This window comes from Pseudomonas weihenstephanensis (genome assembly GCF_001043055.1).
GTDB classification, from domain to species: Bacteria; Pseudomonadota; Gammaproteobacteria; order Pseudomonadales; family Pseudomonadaceae; genus Aquipseudomonas; species Aquipseudomonas weihenstephanensis.
Map to the genome: position 1 here is coordinate 693,984 of NZ_JYLF01000002.1, position 19,000 is coordinate 712,983.

The 19,000-nt window shown below is 57.8% G+C and carries 15 protein-coding genes; 8 read left to right on the plus strand and 7 right to left on the minus strand.

Annotated features, from left to right (window positions below):
• Positions 1-7 precede the first annotated feature (7 nt).
• The 4 genes from TU86_RS07425 to TU86_RS07440 all read left to right on the plus strand — a co-directional run bounded on the left by TU86_RS07425 (position 8) and on the right by TU86_RS07440 (position 6,774).
• Complete coding sequence (locus TU86_RS07425; RefSeq protein WP_048363636.1) at positions 8-1,735, plus strand: autotransporter assembly complex protein TamA; 1,728 nt, start codon at positions 8-10, stop codon at positions 1,733-1,735.
• Positions 1,732-5,397 (plus strand): translocation/assembly module TamB domain-containing protein, encoded by a 3,666-nt coding sequence (locus tag TU86_RS07430; protein ID WP_048363637.1) that lies wholly within the window; start codon positions 1,732-1,734, stop codon positions 5,395-5,397. Before TU86_RS07425 ends, TU86_RS07430 begins: the two co-directional genes overlap by 4 nt.
• A 161-nt stretch (positions 5,398-5,558) precedes the next feature.
• The gene (locus TU86_RS07435; protein ID WP_048363638.1) at positions 5,559-6,473 is read left to right on the plus strand and encodes a LysR family transcriptional regulator; all 915 of its coding nucleotides are present in this window, start codon (positions 5,559-5,561) and stop codon (positions 6,471-6,473) included.
• Between the two features lie 112 nt (positions 6,474-6,585).
• Positions 6,586-6,774 (plus strand): hypothetical protein, encoded by a 189-nt coding sequence (locus TU86_RS07440; RefSeq protein WP_048363639.1) that lies wholly within the window; start codon positions 6,586-6,588, stop codon positions 6,772-6,774.
• Here TU86_RS07440 and TU86_RS07445 read toward each other — a convergent pair.
• Complete coding sequence (locus tag TU86_RS07445) at positions 6,771-7,154, minus strand: hypothetical protein (protein WP_048363640.1); 384 nt, start codon at positions 7,152-7,154, stop codon at positions 6,771-6,773. The two genes, TU86_RS07440 and TU86_RS07445, sit on opposite strands and share 4 nt — an antisense overlap.
• A 265-nt stretch (positions 7,155-7,419) precedes the next feature.
• Here TU86_RS07445 and pvdQ point away from each other — a divergent pair, with 265 nt between their 5' ends.
• Entirely contained in the window at positions 7,420-9,708 is a 2,289-nt protein-coding gene (pvdQ, locus tag TU86_RS07450; RefSeq protein WP_048363641.1) for a bifunctional acylase PvdQ, read from the plus strand.
• A 67-nt stretch (positions 9,709-9,775) separates the two neighbouring features.
• Here pvdQ and TU86_RS07455 read toward each other — a convergent pair whose 3' ends face one another.
• Positions 9,776-10,777, minus strand: a complete 1,002-nt coding sequence (locus TU86_RS07455) for a FecR family protein (protein ID WP_048363642.1) — start codon at positions 10,775-10,777, stop codon at positions 9,776-9,778.
• A gap of 164 nt (positions 10,778-10,941) precedes the next feature.
• Here TU86_RS07455 and TU86_RS07460 point away from each other — a divergent pair, with 164 nt between their 5' ends.
• Positions 10,942-11,223 (plus strand): PepSY domain-containing protein, encoded by a 282-nt coding sequence (locus TU86_RS07460; protein ID WP_048363643.1) that lies wholly within the window; start codon positions 10,942-10,944, stop codon positions 11,221-11,223.
• A gap of 142 nt (positions 11,224-11,365) precedes the next feature.
• Here the strand turns inward: TU86_RS07460 and TU86_RS07465 are convergent, their stop codons facing one another.
• Together TU86_RS07465 and TU86_RS07470 are read right to left on the minus strand one after the other, a co-directional pair.
• Entirely contained in the window at positions 11,366-11,623 is a 258-nt protein-coding gene (locus TU86_RS07465; RefSeq protein WP_048363644.1) for a DUF2790 domain-containing protein, read from the minus strand.
• A gap of 297 nt (positions 11,624-11,920) precedes the next feature.
• Positions 11,921-12,175, minus strand: coding sequence for a DUF2790 domain-containing protein (locus TU86_RS07470; RefSeq protein WP_048363645.1), 255 nt, complete (start codon positions 12,173-12,175; stop codon positions 11,921-11,923).
• Between the two features lie 305 nt (positions 12,176-12,480).
• Here TU86_RS07470 and zapE point away from each other — a divergent pair, with 305 nt between their 5' ends.
• On the plus strand, positions 12,481-13,599 hold the full coding sequence (gene zapE / locus TU86_RS07475; RefSeq protein WP_048363646.1) for a cell division protein ZapE: 1,119 nt from the start codon (positions 12,481-12,483) through the stop codon (positions 13,597-13,599).
• Positions 13,600-13,762: 163 nt separating this feature from the next.
• On the opposite strand, the gene dkgB is transcribed toward zapE, so the two are convergent.
• Positions 13,763-14,566: a 2,5-didehydrogluconate reductase DkgB gene (gene dkgB, locus TU86_RS07480; protein WP_048363647.1), complete on the minus strand. Its 804-nt coding sequence runs from the start codon at positions 14,564-14,566 to the stop codon at positions 13,763-13,765.
• A gap of 226 nt (positions 14,567-14,792) precedes the next feature.
• Between dkgB and pvdP the strand changes: the two genes are divergently transcribed.
• Entirely contained in the window at positions 14,793-16,409 is a 1,617-nt protein-coding gene (gene pvdP, locus TU86_RS07485; RefSeq protein ID WP_048363648.1) for a pyoverdine maturation tyrosinase PvdP, read from the plus strand.
• A gap of 90 nt (positions 16,410-16,499) precedes the next feature.
• On the opposite strand, the gene TU86_RS07490 is transcribed toward pvdP, so the two are convergent.
• Together TU86_RS07490 and TU86_RS07495 are read right to left on the minus strand one after the other, a co-directional pair.
• Positions 16,500-17,438 (minus strand): hypothetical protein, encoded by a 939-nt coding sequence (locus tag TU86_RS07490; protein WP_048363649.1) that lies wholly within the window; start codon positions 17,436-17,438, stop codon positions 16,500-16,502.
• A 161-nt stretch (positions 17,439-17,599) separates the two neighbouring features.
• The gene (locus tag TU86_RS07495) at positions 17,600-18,994 is read right to left on the minus strand and encodes an efflux transporter outer membrane subunit (protein WP_048363650.1); all 1,395 of its coding nucleotides are present in this window, start codon (positions 18,992-18,994) and stop codon (positions 17,600-17,602) included.
• Between the last annotated feature and the right edge of the window lie 6 nt (positions 18,995-19,000).

A 19,000-nucleotide genomic window follows, 5' to 3' on the forward strand; every position in this document is an offset into this window, starting at 1 on the left:
CGCGCCTATGACGTTTCCAGGAAGATTTACCAGTGGTGTGGTCCTGCTGCTCAGCAGCTTTGCAGCCTTTGCGCAAAGCGAGCTGGTGGTTAAGGTCAAACCCGCCAATAGCGCCCTCAAGGCCAACGTGGAAGGCTATATAGGCAGCCTCGGCGATCGTGACGAGGCGGCCTTGTTGCGCTTCAAACGCGGTGCGCAAGAGCAAGCCCTCAAAGCCTCCCAAGCCTTGGGTTATTACAACCCCACCATTGACAGCGAAGTTAAACCCGGTGATCCGCCGCGTTTGGTGTTGAGCATTGATCCCGGCGAGCCGGTGCATCTGCGTAACGTCAACGTGCGCGTCGAAGGTGAGGCCGCTTCGCTCAAGGCCTTTCAGATCCCCGCCAGTGACGACCTCAAACCGGGGGCGGTGCTCAATCAGGGCGATTACGAAAGCGCCAAGCAAATGATCCAGAACCGGGCGCTACGTTACGGTTTTTTCAATGGCCAATTTATCAAGCACGAACTGCTGGTCGACCCCAAGGGCGGCTACGCCGATATCAATCTGGTTTACCGCAGCGGGCCGCGTTTTTTGCTCGGCAAGGTCAGTTTTGGTGGCGACACGCCGTTTGATGAGGTGCTGTTGCAACGCATGGTGCCTTTCAAGCCGGATACGCCCTATGACTCGCAGCTGGTGAACGAGCTTAATCAAAACCTGCAATCGAGCGGTTATTTTGAAGTGGTGCGCGTTGATGCCGCGCCCAGCACGGCAGTGGGGCAAGTGATTCCGGTCGACGTTGAGTTGCACACTCGCAAGCCACGCACCATGACGCTGGGCCTGGGTTACTCGACCGATACCGGGCCGCGCGGCAAGGCCAGCTGGATGCGCCACTGGGACAACGCCCGTGGCGACAGTTACGGTTTTGAGTCGGAAATTTCCCAGCCCAAGCAAAACGTCGGCGCCTGGTATGACATCCCGCTTGATCCGCCGCTCACCGACAAACTGCGTTTTGCAGCCGGTTATCAGTACGAAGAAATCGCCAATACCGACACCTTGAGCAAGTTGCTGACAGTGGGGCCGGAGTGGCACAGCAAACTGGACAACGGCTGGACGCGCATTGTCTCGCTCAAGTGGCAGCACGAAGAATACCGTTTGGGCGATGACTCGGGCCTGAGCACCTTATTAATGCCCGGTGTCAGCTATTCGGTACTGCGCAGCGATAACCGCATTGATCCTACCCACGGCTACAGCGTGTCGCTGGATGCGCAAGTGGCCAAGGAAGGGCTGATGTCGGACACCAACTTGTTGCACGGCAATGCGCAATTTAAAGCGCTGACCACGGTGTGGGACAAACACCGCTTCTTGGGTCGGGTTCAGTTTGGCGGCAGCGCCACCAACGGTTACAAGTCGATCCCGCCGTCCCTGCGTTTTTTTGCCGGTGGCGACCAAAGCGTGCGCGGCTATGACTACCAGAGCCTGTCGCCGAAGAACTCTGATGGCGACCGTATCGGTGGCCGCTACATGGTGGCGGGCAGCGTCGAGTATCAATATCAGTTCGCCGAAAAATGGCGCTGGGCGACCTTTGTCGACAAAGGCAACGCGTTCAACAGCCTCGACTTCCCCAGTTTAAAAACCGGGGTGGGCATGGGTATTCGCTGGATTTCGCCGGTTGGCCCGATCCGTCTCGATCTGGCTCATGCGCTGGATGACGATGGCGGCGTTCGTTTGCACTTTTCCATGGGGCCAGAACTGTGATTCGTGGTGTGAAAATAGCGGGTCTGGTGTTGCTGACAGTGCTGCTGGCGCTGGGCCTCGTGCTGGGTACACAAGCGGGCAGCCGCTGGGTGCTGGGCCAGGTGCCGGGTTTACAGATCGACAACTTTGCCGGTCGTTTGGGTGGCCAGTGGAGTGCCGATCATCTGTTGTGGGAGCAAGGCAGCAGCCGTGTGGAAGTGGAGCGGCCGATTTTTGCCTGGTCGCCCGCGTGCCTGACGCGCCTGACCTTGTGTGTCGATCAATTGCAGGCAGAGCGCGTGAGCCTGCAATTTCCGCCCGGCGAAGACAGCAGCAGCGGGCCGGTCAGCCTGCCGGAGCTGAAACTGCCGCTGTCCATCGAGGTGGGCGTGATCAAGGTCGGCAACGTGTTGTTCAACGGTATCGAGCAGCTCAAGGGCTTGCAGATGGCGGCGCAGTGGACGCCCAAGGGCTTGCAGATCGACTCGGTGCACGTAGACCGCGAGGATATGAGCGTCGAGTTGTCTGGCCTGTTGCAACCCAATGGCGATTGGCCTTTGACCTTGCAGGGCGCTATCAACCTGCCATCTCCCGATAAAGACAAACCCTGGGCGCTGGCGCTGAAGGTCGACGGTGATGTGCGTACTTCACTGAACCTGACCGCCGATAGCACGGGGTATCTCAACGCACAGTTAAAGGGCCAATTGCAGCCACTGGCCGAGAACTTGCCCGCGCAGATCAGCCTCACGTCTGAGGCGTTCAAAGCCAGCCCGCAGTTGCCCGATACCCTGCAAGTCAACCAGCTCGTATTGAGCGCCAAAGGTGATCTCAAGGCCGGTTATGTGCTGAACGGCAGCGCCAGCCTGCCTGCTGAAAAAGCCCCGGTCAGTCTGGTGCTCAAAGGCCGGGTGGATGCCAAGGGGGCGCAAATCTCGGCGCTGGATTTAACCGTTAGCCCCGAGCAACGTTTGAAACTGTCCGGGCAAGTGGATTGGCAAGAAGGCTTGAAGGCCGACGCCACTATCGACTGGCTTAAGTTTCCGTGGCACACCCTGTACCCGCTGATTGCCAAGCCCGATGTAGACCTGCGCACTTTCAAGGGCGAAGTGTCTTACACCGATGGCAACTATTTGGGCCATTTCAAAGCCGATCTGGATGGCCCGGCCGGGGCGTTCAGTCTGGCCAGCCCGTTCAGTGGTGATCTGGGCAAAATATTTTTGCCGCAACTGCAACTGGTCGCCGGGCAAGGCAAGGCGCAGGGCCACGTCAACGTGCAGTTCGCCGAGGGCGTGGCGTGGGACACCGCACTGGACTTGAGCGCCATCAACCCGGCGTATTGGGTCGCCGAGCTGCCGGGTAACCTGGGTGGCCCGTTGCGCAGCACCGGTTCGTTCAAAAATGAGCGCCTTGAACTCAATGCCGACCTTGATTTAAAAGGCCGTTTGCGCGGCTTGCCCGCCGTCTTGCAAGCCAAGGCTCAAGGCGCTGGCGAAGATTTCACCCTGAGCGCTCTGGACATTCGCCTGGGCGATAACCGCATCAACGGCAGCGCCAGTGTGCAGCAGCAACTCAAGGCGCAACTGGATCTGAACTTGCCGCGTTTGGGTCAGCTGTGGCCGGATCTGCGCGGTCAGCTCAAAGGTCGGGTTGATGTAGGCGGTACGCTCAAGGCACCGCAAGGCAAGGTGGCACTTACAGGTCAGCAATTGGCCTTTGCCGACAATCACCTGCAAAACCTGACGCTAGATGCCTCGCTGGATCGCAATCAAAACGGGCGAATTGACCTCAAAGGCAGTGGGATTCAGACCGGCGACACACAACTGGGCGTACTGACAGCCAATGGCAGCGGTGACCTCAAGCGCCAACAACTGAAACTGGCGTTGCAAGGGCCGATGCTGCAACTGGGGCTGGCGCTGGAGGGGGGGCTGGACAAAGACAACTGGCGCGGGCGTTTGCTCAGCGGGGACGTCAAGGCGGGCGGCCAGAGCTGGGTGCTGCAAAACCCGGCGCGTCTGGAGCGGCTGGCCGATGGTCGTATCACCTTGGGTGCGCAGTGCTGGATGTCCGGGCCTGCCAGCCTGTGCGCGGAAGATCAGCGCTTGATGCCCGACCCCAAATTGCGTTTGCACCTGAAGCAATTCCCCCTCGACAGCCTGGCGCAGTGGTTGCCCAACGACTTTCAGTGGCAAGGCCAACTCAACGCCGACGTGCTGATGGACGTGCCGGCCAGCGGTCCTAAAGGTCAGGTGGTGGTGGACGCCAGCGGCGGCACCTTGCGTATCAAAGACAAAGGTCAGTGGCTGGCCTTCCCGTACCAGACCTTCAAGTTGACCAGTCACCTGACGCCCAGCCGGGTCGACACACAGTTTGAATTCAATGGCGGCAAGCTCGGGCAATTGATGCTCAACGCACGCATCAATCCGTTGCCCAAAAGCAAACCGGTGAGCGGCGAGTTCCGCCTCTCGGGGCTGGATGTGTCGGTGATCCGTCCGTTTGTGCCGATGGTGGAAAAGCTCACCGGGCAGTTGAATGGTGCGGGGAGCATTTCGGGCGGTTTGCTCGCGCCCTCGATCAACGGCAAGGTGTCGCTGACTGGCGGTGAAATCTCCGGCCCGCAGTTACCGACCAACTTTGAAAACCTGCAACTGACGGCCAACATCGTCGGCGAAACCGCGCAACTCAACGGCGGCTGGACCAGCGGCCCGCAAGGGCAGGGCAGCATCAGTGGTGACGTGGCATGGGGCAAGACGGTGGCCGTCAACGTGCTGGTCAAGGGCAATCATTTGCCGGTGACGGTGGAGCCGTACGCCAAGCTGGACGTGGCGCCCGATCTGAACATCACGCTGAACGCAAACAACACCCTGTTGATTGCCGGTACGGTCAACGTGCCAAAAGGTGAAATCACCGTTCGCGAACTGCCGCCGTCCACGGTCAAGGTTTCGGATGACACCGTGATCGTCGGTCAGCAGGTGGCTGAGGGCGAAGTGCCGATGGTGGTCGACATGGACATCAACGTGGTGGTGGGGCAAGAACGGCTGACGTTCTCCGGGTTTGGTCTGAACGCCGATTTGGCGGGCCAGGTGCATATTGGCAATAACCTCGATACACGCGGCGAACTGCGCCTGAACAATGGCCGTTACCGTGCGTATGGCCAGCGCCTGACCATTCGCCGTGCGCGGCTATTGTTTGCCGGGCCGATTGCCCAGCCGTATCTGGACATTGAAGCGATTCGCCAGACAGATGATGTGATCGCGGGCATCCGCTTGAGCGGTAGCGCTGAACAGCCGACCACGCAAATCTTCTCGGAACCGGCGATGAGCCAAGAGCAAGCGTTGTCTTACTTGATCCTGGGGCGTCCGTTGTCGGGCACCGGGGAAGACAACAACATGCTGGCCCAGGCAGCCTTGGGGCTGGGGTTGATGGGCAGTGCAGGCATTACCTCCGGCCTCGCTAACCATTTGGGTATCAAGGACTTTGAACTGGACACGGAGGGCAGCGGCGACAACACCGCCGTGGTTGCAAGCGGCAAGATCAACGAACGTTTGAGTGTGCGGTATGGCGTGGGCGTGTTTGAACCAGCGAGCACCATTGCGTTGCGCTACAAACTGAGCAAGCGGGTGTACGTGGAAGTGGCCAGCGGCTTTGCCAGCTCGCTGGATATCTTCTATAAACGCGATTTTTAAAACGCCAGACTCAGCGACGCCGCCGATCACAGCCTCGCTTGACGCGTCAGTTCCTGCAGGTTGGTAGGAACTGGCCCAGCCAGCGCGAATGTGAAGCCCGCAAGAATGATGCGTCACTGTCTGGATGAGCCCACTCATCCATGCCAGCCAAGCGAGGGGATATGGACCGATTCAACGCGATGCGCGTCTTTACCCGTATCGTCGAGCTGGGCGGTTTTGCCAAAGCCGCCGACAGCCTGCAAATGCCCCGTGCTTCAGTGACGGTGCTGATCAAACAACTGGAAGCGCACTTGGGCGTGCAACTGTTGCATCGCACCACGCGTCAGGTCAGCCCGACGCTGGACGGCGCCGCGTATTACCAGCGTTGCGTCAGCGTGTTGTCAGACCTTGAAGAGGCCGAAGGGGTGTTCAGCGCAAGCCAACCCAAGGGCACGCTGCGGGTCGAGATGCCCGCAGCGGTGGGGCGTCTGGTGCTGCCTGCGCTGCCTGAGTTCACCCGGCGTTATCCGCAGATAGCGCTGGAAATCGGGCTTAACGACCGCCCGGTGGATTTGATTCGTGAAGGTGTGGACTGCGCGATTCGCGCCGGTTTGACCGTGGATGATTCGCTGGTGGCCCGGCCCTTGGTGCTGATGGACCAAGTGACTGTCGCCAGTCCCGACTATTTGCGTGCTCGCGGTATACCGCACACGGTGGCCGATTTGAGTGGGCATCTGATGGTGGAGTATTTCTCTGGCGTGTCGGGCAAACGTTACGGGCTGGAGTTTCAGCAAGGGCCAGACGTGCAGTTGATCAACTTGGCCAAACAGGTGTCGGTTAACAGTGCTGAAGGGTATTTGGCAGCGTGTGTGGCCGGTTATGGTTTGGTGCAGGCGCCGCATTATCATGTGGCCCAATGGGTGCGTGAGGGGCGCTTGCAAGAAGTGCTCAGTGAATGCTTGCCGCCGCCTTTGGCGCTGACCGCTTTATACCCGCCACATCGCCAGTTATCCCCACGGGTGCGCGTCTTTGTTGACTGGTTGGTGGCTGTGTGTGCTCGACCGGGTAGCGGATTTTGTCGCCAGATGACGAGCTAAAACCCATGTGCGGTTGTAACATGGCCCACCGTTGAGGGTGGGCTTACCCGTAGACCCTACGCATGTGCACCTTTTGGCTTTGATTCAAGTCCCATTTTTTCAGGAACAGGCAATGACTCCTTCGCAGCGCTTGAAATACTCGATTTTGATCTCCCTGGTTGTACTGGGGATCATGTTTGGTCTTTCGTACATGCAGAACGCCGGCATGATCTCCGAGAAGATGTTTCAGTACGTCGCCATTGGCGTGGCAGTGATTGTGGTAGTCATCAACGGCGTCATGCGCCGCAAAACCAAAATCTAAGCGTCGATCTGCCCCGTCAAAACAGCTTCGGCCTGCGGATGCAGGCTGTAGCTCTTGTCGCTGTTGAGCACCACCACCCCCTCGCTGCACAGGCGCTTGAGCACTTCGCGCACACTGAGAAAAGACAGCGGGATATCCAGCGCTTGTAAATGGCTGTGCATGCCGCGCACCCCGAGTCGACGATCATTGCCGGCGGCGGTTAACAGCGCGTCGATGACCTTGAGCCGCACCAGGCTGGTGCGCAGCCCAAAACATTTAAGTAAATGACGAATACGTTCATTGCCGTGTAACTGCACCTGTGCCTCCAGCAACCCGTTGTCGGGCTGAAAAGCTGATTTGCGTTGTTGATGACCGTCCGCTGGCATTTGCGAGTTGTGCATGCAAATAACTCCTTATCAGAGCCTGATCAGGAAAATAAAAACGGCTCTTAAGGTACTAGACGAATGAGCCGCCGAAATCATGAACATTTGGATGTAGAAAATTTGTCGTCAAATACGTTTGATTGGACCCAAGCCGCTTTGTAGTCAGGTTTTTAACGGTGATTAATTTTTTTTAATGTGCTTCGTCTTTAGTGCAGGCACATGCCCGGTGGCGGCGTCCCCATGGTGCGCAACGGGCATTTATATTGAACGAGCAGGAGTGCGCGTGATTATTTTCAGGTCATTGAGCAAAGCGTGTGTTGCAGGGCTGTGTCTGGGGCTGAGTGTTTCTGCTCTGGCTCAGACCCCGGCCAAAGACGTGAGTGCCGACATTCGCCGCACCACCTTTGGTGTACCGCATATTCAGGCCGCCGATGAGCGTGGCCTGGGATATGGCATTGGTTATGCCTATGCCCAGGACAACCTGTGTTTACTGGCCAATGAGGTGGTCACGGTGAACGGTGAGCGCTCTAAATACTACGGGCCTGACGCGTTGACCCTGGAGGAGCGCGACAACCTGTCCAGCGACATTTTTTTCAAGTGGCTCAATACCCCGCAGGCGGTCGATGCCTTTTGGCTGGCGCAAACGCCGCAGGTGCGAGATTTGATTGAGGGGTATGTGGCCGGTTACAACCGTCAGCTCAGCGAGCGCAACGGTCTGCCAGCGCAATGTGACAATGCCTCGGTGCGGCCCCTCACGAGCCGGGATCTGGTCAAGTTGACCCGTCGCCTGTTGGTCGAGGGGGGCGTGGGTCAGTTTGCGCAAGCGCTGGTGGGCGCAACGCCGCCACGCGCCACGGCGCAATGGGCTCAGCACAGCAGGGGCTTTGCAGTGGCTGAGCAACGCATGCAGCGTTTTGCGCTGGAGCGTGGCAGCAACGCAGTGGCTATCGGCAGTGAGCGTTCCAAGACCGGGCGGGCGATGTTGCTGGCCAATCCGCATTTTCCGTGGGTAGGCGGCATGCGCTTTTATGAGATGCAATTGACCATCCCCGGCAAGCTTGACGTGATGGGCGCCGCGCTGCCCGGTCTGCCGTTGATCAACATCGGTTTCAACCAGCACGTGGCTTGGACCCACACGGTCGACACCTCAAAGCACTTCACCCTGTACCGGCTTGCCCTCGACCCGCATGACCCGACCCGTTATCTGCTGGACGGCAATTCTTACCCGCTGCAAGAGCACACCGTCAGCGTTGAGGTCAAACAGGCCGATGGCAGCCTCAAGCCTCAGTCGCGGGTTATTTACAGTTCAGTGTTCGGGCCGATTGTGCAATGGCCGGGCAAGCTGGACTGGGACGATAATGTGGCCTTTAGCCTGCGTGATGCGAACCTCGGCAACGATCGCGTATTGCAGCAGTGGTACGCGATGAATCAGGCGGAGAGCGTCGCTGCCTTGCAAGCGTCGGTGAACAAGATTCAAGGCATCCCGTGGGTCAACACCCTGGCCGTGGATGACAAAGGGCAGGCGCTGTACATGAACCTGTCCGTGGTGCCGTATGTCGATCAGGCCAAATTGGCCGCGTGCAGCGACCCACGGGTGGGGCTGGAGATGATCGTGCTCGACGGTAGTCGCAGTGCCTGTGCGTGGACGGTTGACGCCAGCGCGGCACAACAAGGCATTTATCCGGCGAGCCAGTTACCGCAACTGCGTCGCAAAGACTACGTGCAGCATTCCAACGACTCCGCCTGGATGGCCAACCCTCTGGCACCGTTGAGCGGTTTTTCGCCGCTGATCAGTCAAGAGGGCCAGCCACTGGGGCCGCGAGCACGCTTTGCTCTTCAGCGGTTAAGCCAGCCCGGTGCCCTCGGTGTATCGGACTTGCAAGGCATGGTGATGGACAACCGGGTGTACCTGGCCGGGCAAGTCATGCCGGACATCCTTGAGGTGTGTGAAGGTGAGCGTGAGGCCACGCCGGCAGCGGTGTGCGCCAGCCTCAAGGCATGGGATCAGCAGGCGAATCTGGACAGCGGCATGGGGCTGGTGCATTTCCAGCACCTTATGGCGCAGTTGTTTGAAGTGCCTGACGTGTGGCGCGTGTCGTTCAACCCCGCAGACCCGCAACATACACCGCGAGGTTTGAACATCGATCATCCGGCGGTACGTCAGGCGGTGCATGACGCGCTCAAAGCGTCGGCGACGCAGGTGGCGCAAGCAGGGTTGAGTGCCGACACGACGTGGGGTGAGATTCAGGGCGTCAACAGTGGCGGCCAGCGTACGCCGATTCACGGTGGCCCTGCGGTACTGGGTGTCTACAACGCCATGCAAAGCGTGCCGGGTGAAGGCGGACAGCAAGAGGTCGTCAGCGGCACCAGCTACCTGCAAACGGTCACGTTTGACGAGCAGGGGCCACAGGCGCAAGGGATGCTGGCGTTTTCGATTTCCAGCGACCCGGCGTCAAAACATGTACGGGATCAAACCCGGGCGTTCTCGAAGAAACAATGGCAAACGCTGCCTTTCACTGAGGCGCAGATCAAGGCCGACCCTAACTATGAGCTGACGCACATTCGTCAATAAATACTCTGCACACGCCCGACGCAGGCTGCCGCAGCCTGTGTCAACGGCGCGGGGGAACGGTGTTCAATCAGCCCCGCGGCAGGGCGTTGAGCACGGGGTTACCGTCCTGATTCACGCTCAGGTACACCGGCAACACTTTGGGCAGGGAGGTCACGAGGTTGTTGATTTCTTGGGTGTTGAATACGCCACCGATGCGCAATTGGCGGGTGGCAGAGTCTGCCAGTACCAATGGCGTGCCCAGGTAACGGTTGATCATGGGCAAGGCGTCAGCCAGTGTCAGGTTATCGAGCACCAATTTGCCATTGCGCCACGCCAGATCCGGTGCGTTGGCATAGGTCTGGCTGATTTGCGGGGTATAGTCGCCAGCCTTGTATCGCGCTTGCATGCCCGGTTCCAGGCGCAAGCCGTCACCGCTAAGTTGTTTGTTGCTGGTGACCAGCACTGAGCCTTCCAGCAGCGTGACTTTGACCTGATCTTCGTACATCCACACATTGAACTGGGTGCCGGTCACGCGCACCCGGCCTTCAGCAGCCTGCACCATGAACGGGTGTGCGACATCGTGACTCACCTTGAAAAAGGCTTCGCCTTTGCTCAGGGTGACGCGACGTTGGTCTTTGTAGTTGGCATACGTCAGTTGTGTGCCCAGGTTCAGCTCCACCTGGCTGCCGTCTGGCAGGGTCACGGTTTGCAATTGGGCATCGGCCTGATGGCGCTCATAGGCATTGGGCACCCAGCCCAGTTCCCAGCCGCTGTACGCTGCCACAGGCACCGCGAGCAGGGTGATGGCCGCTGCCGTGGCGTATTTTTGCCAGGTGCTGCGCCGCGCCACGTGGGGCAGTTGCACCACGTGTGCCCCTATAGGCTCGGGGCTTGGCAGGTGCTCGCTGACATCCCAGATGTCGAGCATGGCCTCATATTCAAACGCATGCAGTGGGTCAGCGTTCAGCCACACAGCGAAAGCTTCACGTTCCCGGTCAGTGCAATCAGGCTCATGCAAACGCATACACCACTGGGCAGCCGCTTCAGTGATGGCATCGTATTGGGCTTCGGTGAGGCGTGTTTCGCTCATTGGCTCTTCCTGGTTTTGTGCATTCTAACCCTGTGCTAGAGCGAACGAGAACATGAGGTATGTCAAAAGCATGTCATTTACCCATCATGGAGGTTTTTTTCTCTGCTACGTTTACTGCGGCAACCTACGTAACAGACGCAACATCAATTAATGGAGTTAAGACAATGTTGAAGAAAACCTTTGCTGCTGCAATCACTGCTGCTGTTGTGTTGAGCGCTGGCGCTGCGATGGCTGCTACACCCGATGCGAACTGGGCGTTCTCCAAAGAAGCGGTTGAAGTCCTCAAAACCAAGAATGGCTACGTCACCATTAAAAAAATTGAACTGGAGAATCCGGCTACCGGTATCTGGAAAGCGGAAGGCGTGAAGAAAATCGATGGAGTGGAAGTCGAAGTCGAAACCACGTTTGATCACACGGGCAAAGTGATTTCCGAGAAGAAAGACTGATTCTCGCTACCTGAATCGCTTGCGAGCGCTTTTCGCCCGGTCTTGCCATTGCAGGGCCGGGCATCACTTGGTCACCACGGCTGCATAAAAAAGCCCGCGTTCAACGCAGGCCTGGTGTGCAGCATTATCGTTGTTGACTAGCTCAGCCGTTGGAACAGCCGTTACCCATGACCCGGTACTCAAGAATGTGACGCTGACCCTGGTGGTCTTCATAGATCATTTGCGCCGGCACCACTTCACATACATCGGCAGTCGGGGTCACGCTGATCACGTGGGCCACGTCCAGGTCAGTGGCGTAAGTGTACTGTTCAACCACCGGTTGGGCCTGTGCAACTTGAACGTCGTCAGCGGCGGCCACTGTCGCAATACCCATCAAAGCAAGTGCGATAAAACCTTTCATTTTTTTCAGACCTTAAAACAATCACGTATCACTGACTTCCATTGCCATGCTGGCGGGAGAAGTTGTTGCGCCTTTTAAGACGTGTGGCGCAACACGAAGTACCGTGCCCTGTTTCAATGTTTCAGCGAGGGATGAACATAGGATACCGAATCAATACATTGATTAAAGTCAAAAGAATGCCAAGAAGTATTGTTGGAATGGTAACAATGCTGTTTTTATTTTGTGCAAAAGAAAGCCCCCTCGAAAGAGGGGGCTTGGGGTCGCATCCGTGCGTGCAACCTTGGGCACGGCCTGTGTTTAGTGAGTGCTGCAACCGTCACCCATGACCTGGTATTCGACGGTGTGGCGTTGGCCTTGATGGTCTTCATAGGTCATTTGCGCCGGTACCACTTCGCACACTTTCGGGATGCTGGACATACTGATGACATTGGCAATGTCCAGCGTTGTTCCGTAGGAATAGTGTTCAACTGTCGGTTGCGAAGTGGGGGTTGTTTCACCGGCCAGGGCGGTGGTCGCTATGCCGGCCAGTAATAAAGCGATCAGATGTTTCATGTGAGTGGCCTCTAAAGTAATCAAATAGGAACAGTGACTGACTTCATGTGCCGTGCAGGCGGGTAGAAGTTACGCGCCCGAATAAGTAGTCAATGAATGCGTACGAAGTTCCGTGTTTAAGTTTCAAGTGCGGTTCAGTGCATGTCGCCAAGTTTACGCCGTTTGAATGATTGAAAAAGACTTGATGGCAAAACGCTCTGTTACCGCTTGAGTAACAATGTAGTGACGTCGATCAGCGTTTCAAGGGCCTCGGCCTGATGCCGTGCTGGCATACTGGCCCGTCAGATTCAGGAGCCGGTCATCGTATGAATGTTGAATCCCCCATCACTGCCTGGGAACGGGCCATTGCACAGCACGGATTTGTCCAGGACCCTGCTCAGTGGCGTGCGGTGCAAGCGTTGCAGCATTGTCACGAACAACTAAGCCAAGGCATTGAGCCGGTCAGGGGCGTGTATTTATGGGGACCGGTGGGGCGCGGTAAAACCTGGCTGATGGATCAGTTCTACCAGAGTGTGTCGGTGCCAGCGCGACGCCAGCACTTTCACCATTTCATGCAATGGGTGCATCAGCGACTGTTTCAGCTCATTGGCACTCAGGACCCGCTCAAGGCACTGGCGCAAGGTTTGGCCCAAGAGGTGCGAGTGCTGTGTTTTGACGAGTTGTTTGTCAATGACATTGGTGACGCGATCATCCTGGGGCGCCTGTTTCAGGTGATGTTTGAGGAAGGTGTGGTGTTGGTGTGCACCTCCAATCAGCCACCGGAGCAGCTGTATGGCGAGGGTTTCAATCGCGACCGGTTTGCGCCGGCGATCACCGCGATTGTCAAACATATGGCCGTGGTGTCGGTAGACGGTGCTCAGGATCACCGATTGCATCCGGGGATTGCCGAGCAGCGTTATTGGCTGACGGCAGCGGGGCAACCGAGCGTAATGGGGCCGCTGTTCCAGCGTCTGACCCAAGGGCAGGTGGTGTCTGAGCAACCGATTGCTGTGGGGCATCGGGTATTGAAAACCCTGTCTGCCAGCGACACCGTGCTGTGGTGTACGTTTCACGAACTGTGCGAGCAGCCCCTGGCCGCCACTGAATTTATGCAGATGTGTGACCGGTACAGCGTCATCTTGCTCAGCGAGGTGCCATGCCTGAGTGCCGAACAGCGTGAAGGTAAAATCGCGCGGGGTACGGAAGATGGGGCCGTAAAAGTTGAGGCGGGCGACCGTGAACTGCCGCAACTGTCCAAATATGACGACAGCGTGCGGCGTTTCATTGCGCTGATCGATGAGTGTTACGACCGCAAGGTGGCGGTGTGCATTGAGGCGCAGGTGTCCATGGACCAGTTGTACACGCAGGGCTATCTGGCCTTTGCGTTCCGCCGTACCTTGAGTCGCTTGCAAGAGATGCAGTTGCAGAGGTTTGGCGTGCAGTAGGTGCTCTGTGTAGGTGCTGGCGAGGCACGAGGCTGCGACCGGGCGCTAAGCGGTCGTGAAGGTGATCATGGCGGCGTATCTGAAACACCGTGATCGTATGGTTTTACGACGGCGCTGGCGCCGATCACAGCCTCGCATTACTCGTCAGTGACTACCGGTCTGTTTAATCCCATGCAGGCGCAACGCTTTGCGGATCGGTCAGGCGATGCCCGCGGTCCAGGGCTGCAATCTGCTGCATGTCTTGCTCAGTCAAGCGCAGTTCGCACGCCTTGAGGTTGCTTTCAAGGTTTGCCCGCTGGGTAGAGGACGGAATCACCGAGTAGCCCAGTTGCATGGCCCACGCCAGTGTGACCTGTGCTGGCGTTGCGTTGTGACGCTTGGCAATGGCATTGATGACCGGATCTTTGAGCACTTCGCCGTAGGCCAAAGTCATGTACGAGGTGATATGAATGCCCTGGCTTTTGGCAAACTCGGCCACCTTGCGGTTTTGCAGGTACGGGTGCAACTCAATCTGGTTGGTGGCAATGTTTTCGGCACCCACCGCGCCAATGGCTTCTTTCATCAGCGCGATGGTGAAGTTGGACACACCGATTGCTTGGGTCAGGCCCTGTTGTTTGGCTTCCAGCAATGCCCCCATAAACTCGGCAACGGGCACTGCGTTGTTGGGCGATGGCCAGTGAATCAAGGTCAGGTCCAAATGGTCCGTGCGCAGTTTTTTCAGGCTTTCCTTGAGGCTGGGGATCAACGCGTCCTTGCTGAAGTGGCTGACCCAAATCTTGCTGGTGATGTACAGCTGATCACGGGCCACGCCGCTCTCGGCAATGGCCTGGCCCACGTCGGCTTCGTTCTCATAAATCTGTGCGGTATCCACGGCGCGGTAACCCAGTTCAAGGGCGTTTTTTACCGAGTCGATCACCACTTGGCCTTTTAGTCGAAATGTACCGAGGCCGAATGCTGGAACTGTCATGGATAACTCCTTGGGTGTCGTAAGAATGAGGCTGAGTATCCTCGGCCTGATACGTGGGAAAAACCCGGCATCAGACAAAGCACTCTTGACCACAGGTCATGAATCACTGAGTTCAGCTGGAGGGGAGAGTTCCTGAAATCTGGCTGTGGCTGCGGGGCTAAATTTGAGCGCGCAACAAACGTTCTAGCTTGGATACGCCTGCATTCAGGCTGGGACAGGTAGGACAATGACGATTTCTCGACGAGGGTTCATCGCGGGTTTAGCGATCACCGGCGCAGTGGCGCCAGCAGCGTTCTATGGGCATCGCGAGTTGACGCGGGTGGATGACCCGATCACGCCCGGCGAGGCGACGGTCGACCTGGCGGACACCGCCGGGCAGCAACTGGCGGATCAACTGCGGGGTGTGTGGACAATCCGTTTCGATGGCCGCGACGCAGGGCTTGAAGGCTTGCCTGCGGATGACCTGCAAGTGTGGCTGGATATTGCACCGCGTGGCCGTGGGGTGCGTGGCTTTCTGGACACCGCGCAGGTCTTGCACAGCGCGCAGACGCCGCGTTACCGCATCTTGGGTGATCTGGTCGAACCCGACGCCAAGCGGATGCATTGGCGTCTTACGCGCAGTGACGCGCCTCAGGGCCAGCCGGATTACGAATTCAGTTTCAGTCTTGATGAAGTGTGGGGCCTGTATGGCAACGCGGGCAGTGGCACGTTGAGTGGTCGGGTGCAGCGCCTGGATCGTGCGCTGGCATGGCCCGAGCTGGATAACCGTTTTGTCGCCGTCAAGCATACGTTTCCCGAAGCGCGTGAGCGCACTGGCCTGAATCCTGCGTTGTTGGCCTGGCTGGTGTCGCCCGAGCACCGCCTGTTTCACCAGCTCTGGCATGCTTCGCGCGATACCTGGCATGAACTGACGGAGGACAAGCGCAATGCCCTGCGCGGTATCGGCTGGCAACCCGGTCAGCGTGACAAGGAGCGGGACGCCCGGGGGCCGCGTAAAGACCGCAATGGTTCGGGGGTGGACTTCTTTTTTATGCACCGGCACATGCTGCGCACGGCGCGTTCCATGCAAGACCTGCCTTCGTGGCTGGCCTTTCCGTTGCCGCAACCAGAGCTTGTACGCGACCGGGCGGGTTTCGCCCGTTATTTTGATAACCATGACGGCAGTGCCTTGCCGCCGACCTGGCTGGCGGAAGGTGACGCGGTCTATACCCAATGGCTGAGTGATATCAAACAGCCCGAAACCTTTCACAGCAACTTCGAGGTGTGGGAATCGCGCTATCGCGACCCGCGTTACCTGTCGACATTGACCCTGGGCCAGTTTGGGTCAGAGGTGGAGTTGGGTTTGCACGACTGGCTGCACATGCGCTGGGCCTCGGTGCCACGCGATCCATCCAATGGCGCCCCGGTGCCTTTTGCGCGAGATCCGGCCGATTTCTCGGCGCGTTGGTATGTGCCTGAAAATGACTTTCTTGGCGACCCGTTTTCGTCGCATGTGAACCCGGTGTTCTGGAGTTTCCACGGCTGGATCGATGACCGCCTTGAAGACTGGTTTGCTGCTCACCAGCGCTTTCATCCCGGCGAGTTGACGCGTCAGGAGGTCAACGGCGTGCCCTGGTTTGCACCGGGGCGCTGGGTGGAAGTGGAGGATCCCTGGCTTGGACCGATAACGCATGGGTGCAGCACGACGCCGGGGCTGGCGATGGGCAAAACGGTTGAAATGGACCCCGAAACCATGAAGCTGGCATTGCGTATTACCTTTGGCGATGAAAAGACCCTTGGCAATTTGTTGCGCAAAGTCCCGCGACGTCCTTGGTATGCGCGGCATTTGTCGGTCAAGGCGTAAGCGGTCTGACGGGGCCTATGTGTTGTTGGCGCGGCCTACCTGAGTGCGTGTCGATGTGGGCGGCGTGCGCTGAACGTCAGCAGAGAAAAACTACAGGCACTCAGGGTTAAACAAAGAGACCCCTATGTCGTTACATGGACGTTGGCCGATCAAATAAAAGTCGCCCTTGTAAACGCTCAGGCAGGGTGGCGAGAGATAAGCACCTATTGTCTTGCTGTAATACGGCGAAGTGCCTGCACTGTGTACCGCCTCAGTGACATAGCGCTTACTGACGTGCTTTTGCAAACCGTAAATAAGCAAACCGTTCCACACATTAAGCGCAGGAGAGCCAAAGGTGCCGGGTAACGAAGATTTGTAAGTTCTTTGCCACGTATTGTCACTGAATTCAAATATGTGCAATAAACCGTCCAGTCCTTCGATCGCGGCAGTGGGCTTGTCATTAAAGAGGCACAGAGCAGGACTTCCTGTTATTCGGAGGGTGGGACTCTGGATATTCTTTCCCCATGTGAAGTTTTCAAAGACTTTTTGAAAAAACTGCCCCTCTACTGTCCCTTGCAGTGCCAAATACAATGCTTGTTCATGGCTGACAACCGCGGGGGCATCGGCGGTTAAAAGATGGGGCACCAAAATAGTGGGTGACCATTGCACGCCGGAATAGGCGAGGTAACGTATGCGCTGATCAGTGCCGGTGTAAAAACAGAACAAGTGATTGTCATAGACCGTCACTGCGGGTCGAAAGCGGCCAACCGCAGCGACGGTCAACTCATGCCTACTCTCTACCACGAGTTTGCTGTGCGCATTCTTGATCATCACCAAGTAACCCAGGCTTAAGACGTCGGGTTGTTTCTCTTTGATAAAGAAGACGTACAGTTTGTCGTGGAACTCAACCGTTGCAACGCCACTGGCAATCTGGGTGCCTTCAATTGGAAGAATCAGTTCCCAGGGCTCGCAGGGTATGTCCTCAACGGAAGTGCCTGTCTGCTTGTCATGAGGGACCGTTTGACCGGTGTGATGCGTTTGAGTGCTCATTTAAATCTCCATGCTGCATATTTTTAGGCGGGCGGTGTGTTGAGATGGAGTAAAAATACAACGCTGCATACGCAATGAAGATGTACATATCTATAAGGGTTCTGAAAGTAAGCATCGTCGGTCTGTATTCAATCGCGCCAACGGAAACGGGGGGTGTTAAATCACATCGCTTGCCAACCGCCGCCTAGCGCTTTGTACAGTGCGATGCTGGCCTGCAACCGGGCCATGCGCAGTTGCACCTGTTGGTCCTGGGCCTGATACAGCGTGTTTTGTGTTTGCAGAACGGTCAGCAGCATTTCAGCCCCTGCCTTGTAGCGATTTTCGGCAATGTCGAAGGCTTGCTGTGCCTGTTTCAGCTCTTCGTCTTGCCACTGACGCTGCTGGTCCAGACCGTTGGCGCTGTTGAGGGCTTTTTCAACGTCGGCGAAGGCGTTGATGATGCTTGCCCGGTAGGTTTGCAGCAGCTCCTGTTGGCGAGCACTGGCTTTGTCGCGCTCGGCACTCAGGCGCCCGTTGTTGAAGAGGGGGGCGGTCAGCCCTGCCGTCAGGTTGTAAAACGGGCTGCGCAGCACATCGCTCAAACGGTCGGCACCCGAGCCGAGGCTGGCTCCCAGTGTCAAGCTCGGCAACATGGCGGCGCGGGCCACAATGACATCCGCGTGGGCGGCCGCCAGTTTGGCTTCGGCGCTGGCGATGTCCGGGCGCCGGGTTAGCAGTTCACTGGGTACCCCGCTGCCGATGCTCGGCCAGTGCAGTTGGGCGAACGCGGTGTCGCCGAGAGTGAGTTGTTGCACAGGCTTACCCATTAGCACCGCGAGGGTGATGCGGGCCTCTTGCGCCTGTTGCTCAATGAGCGGCAGTTGGCGTTGCTGGCGGGCGACCAGGCTTTTTTGCTGGGCCAGCTCCAGCGCTGTCGCGGAGCCAGCGTCATAGCGCGTTTGCACCACGCCAAGCACACGTTGTGCATTGCTCAGGTTAAATCGGGCAATGCGCGACTGCTCGTCGAGCGCCAGGGTTTGCACGTAACTGTTGGCAACGCCGCTGAGCAAGGTCAGCTCAACCGTCGCGCGATCAAATTCGGAGGCTTGGAGTGCCTGTAGCGCGCTGTCACGCGCAGCCGCTTTGCCTCCCCAAAAATCGACTTCATAGCTGGCAGTCAAGCGGGCGTCAAAGTAATCGACGGCCTTTTTGTTGTCCGTGGCGTCCAGTTGGCTGTAGCCCTTGCCGCGTAACAGTTTTTCGCGATTGCCGCTGCCGCCCAGTTTTATTTCGGGCAGCAAGGGGGCCCCGGCGATCACGGCGCTGGCTTGAGCTTGTCGTACCCGTGCGACGGCGCCCGCCAGGTCATAACTGCCCACCTGAGCCTGGGCAATCAGGCGATCCAGTTCGGGGCTGCCAAATTGTTGCCACCACTGTTGCTGGGTCAGCGGGTTGGCGAGCGTGTGGGCTGACTGCCAGGTGGCGGGTAAAAGGACGTCGTGATCGTCGTGGGGGGTATTTTGGCTGCAAGCACCCAGCAACAGGCAGGCGGACAACAGGCTCAAAGACGGCTTCATCAATCG

Coding starts and splice junctions, on each gene's coding strand:
- TU86_RS07425 (WP_048363636.1), top strand. CDS start 8: ATGACGTTTCCAGGAAGATTTACCAGTGGTGTGGTCCTGCTGCTCAGC.
- TU86_RS07435 (WP_048363638.1), top strand. CDS start 5,559: ATGGACCGATTCAACGCGATGCGCGTCTTTACCCGTATCGTCGAGCTG.
- TU86_RS07440 (WP_048363639.1), top strand. CDS start 6,586: ATGACTCCTTCGCAGCGCTTGAAATACTCGATTTTGATCTCCCTGGTT.
- TU86_RS07445 (WP_048363640.1), bottom strand. CDS start 7,154: ATGCACAACTCGCAAATGCCAGCGGACGGTCATCAACAACGCAAATCA.
- TU86_RS07455 (WP_048363642.1), bottom strand. CDS start 10,777: ATGAGCGAAACACGCCTCACCGAAGCCCAATACGATGCCATCACTGAA.
- TU86_RS07460 (WP_048363643.1), top strand. CDS start 10,942: ATGTTGAAGAAAACCTTTGCTGCTGCAATCACTGCTGCTGTTGTGTTG.
- TU86_RS07465 (WP_048363644.1), bottom strand. CDS start 11,623: ATGAAAGGTTTTATCGCACTTGCTTTGATGGGTATTGCGACAGTGGCC.
- TU86_RS07470 (WP_048363645.1), bottom strand. CDS start 12,175: ATGAAACATCTGATCGCTTTATTACTGGCCGGCATAGCGACCACCGCC.
- zapE (WP_048363646.1), top strand. CDS start 12,481: ATGAATGTTGAATCCCCCATCACTGCCTGGGAACGGGCCATTGCACAG.
- dkgB (WP_048363647.1), bottom strand. CDS start 14,566: ATGACAGTTCCAGCATTCGGCCTCGGTACATTTCGACTAAAAGGCCAA.
- pvdP (WP_048363648.1), top strand. CDS start 14,793: ATGACGATTTCTCGACGAGGGTTCATCGCGGGTTTAGCGATCACCGGC.
- TU86_RS07490 (WP_048363649.1), bottom strand. CDS start 17,438: ATGAGCACTCAAACGCATCACACCGGTCAAACGGTCCCTCATGACAAG.
- TU86_RS07495 (WP_048363650.1), bottom strand. CDS start 18,994: ATGAAGCCGTCTTTGAGCCTGTTGTCCGCCTGCCTGTTGCTGGGTGCT.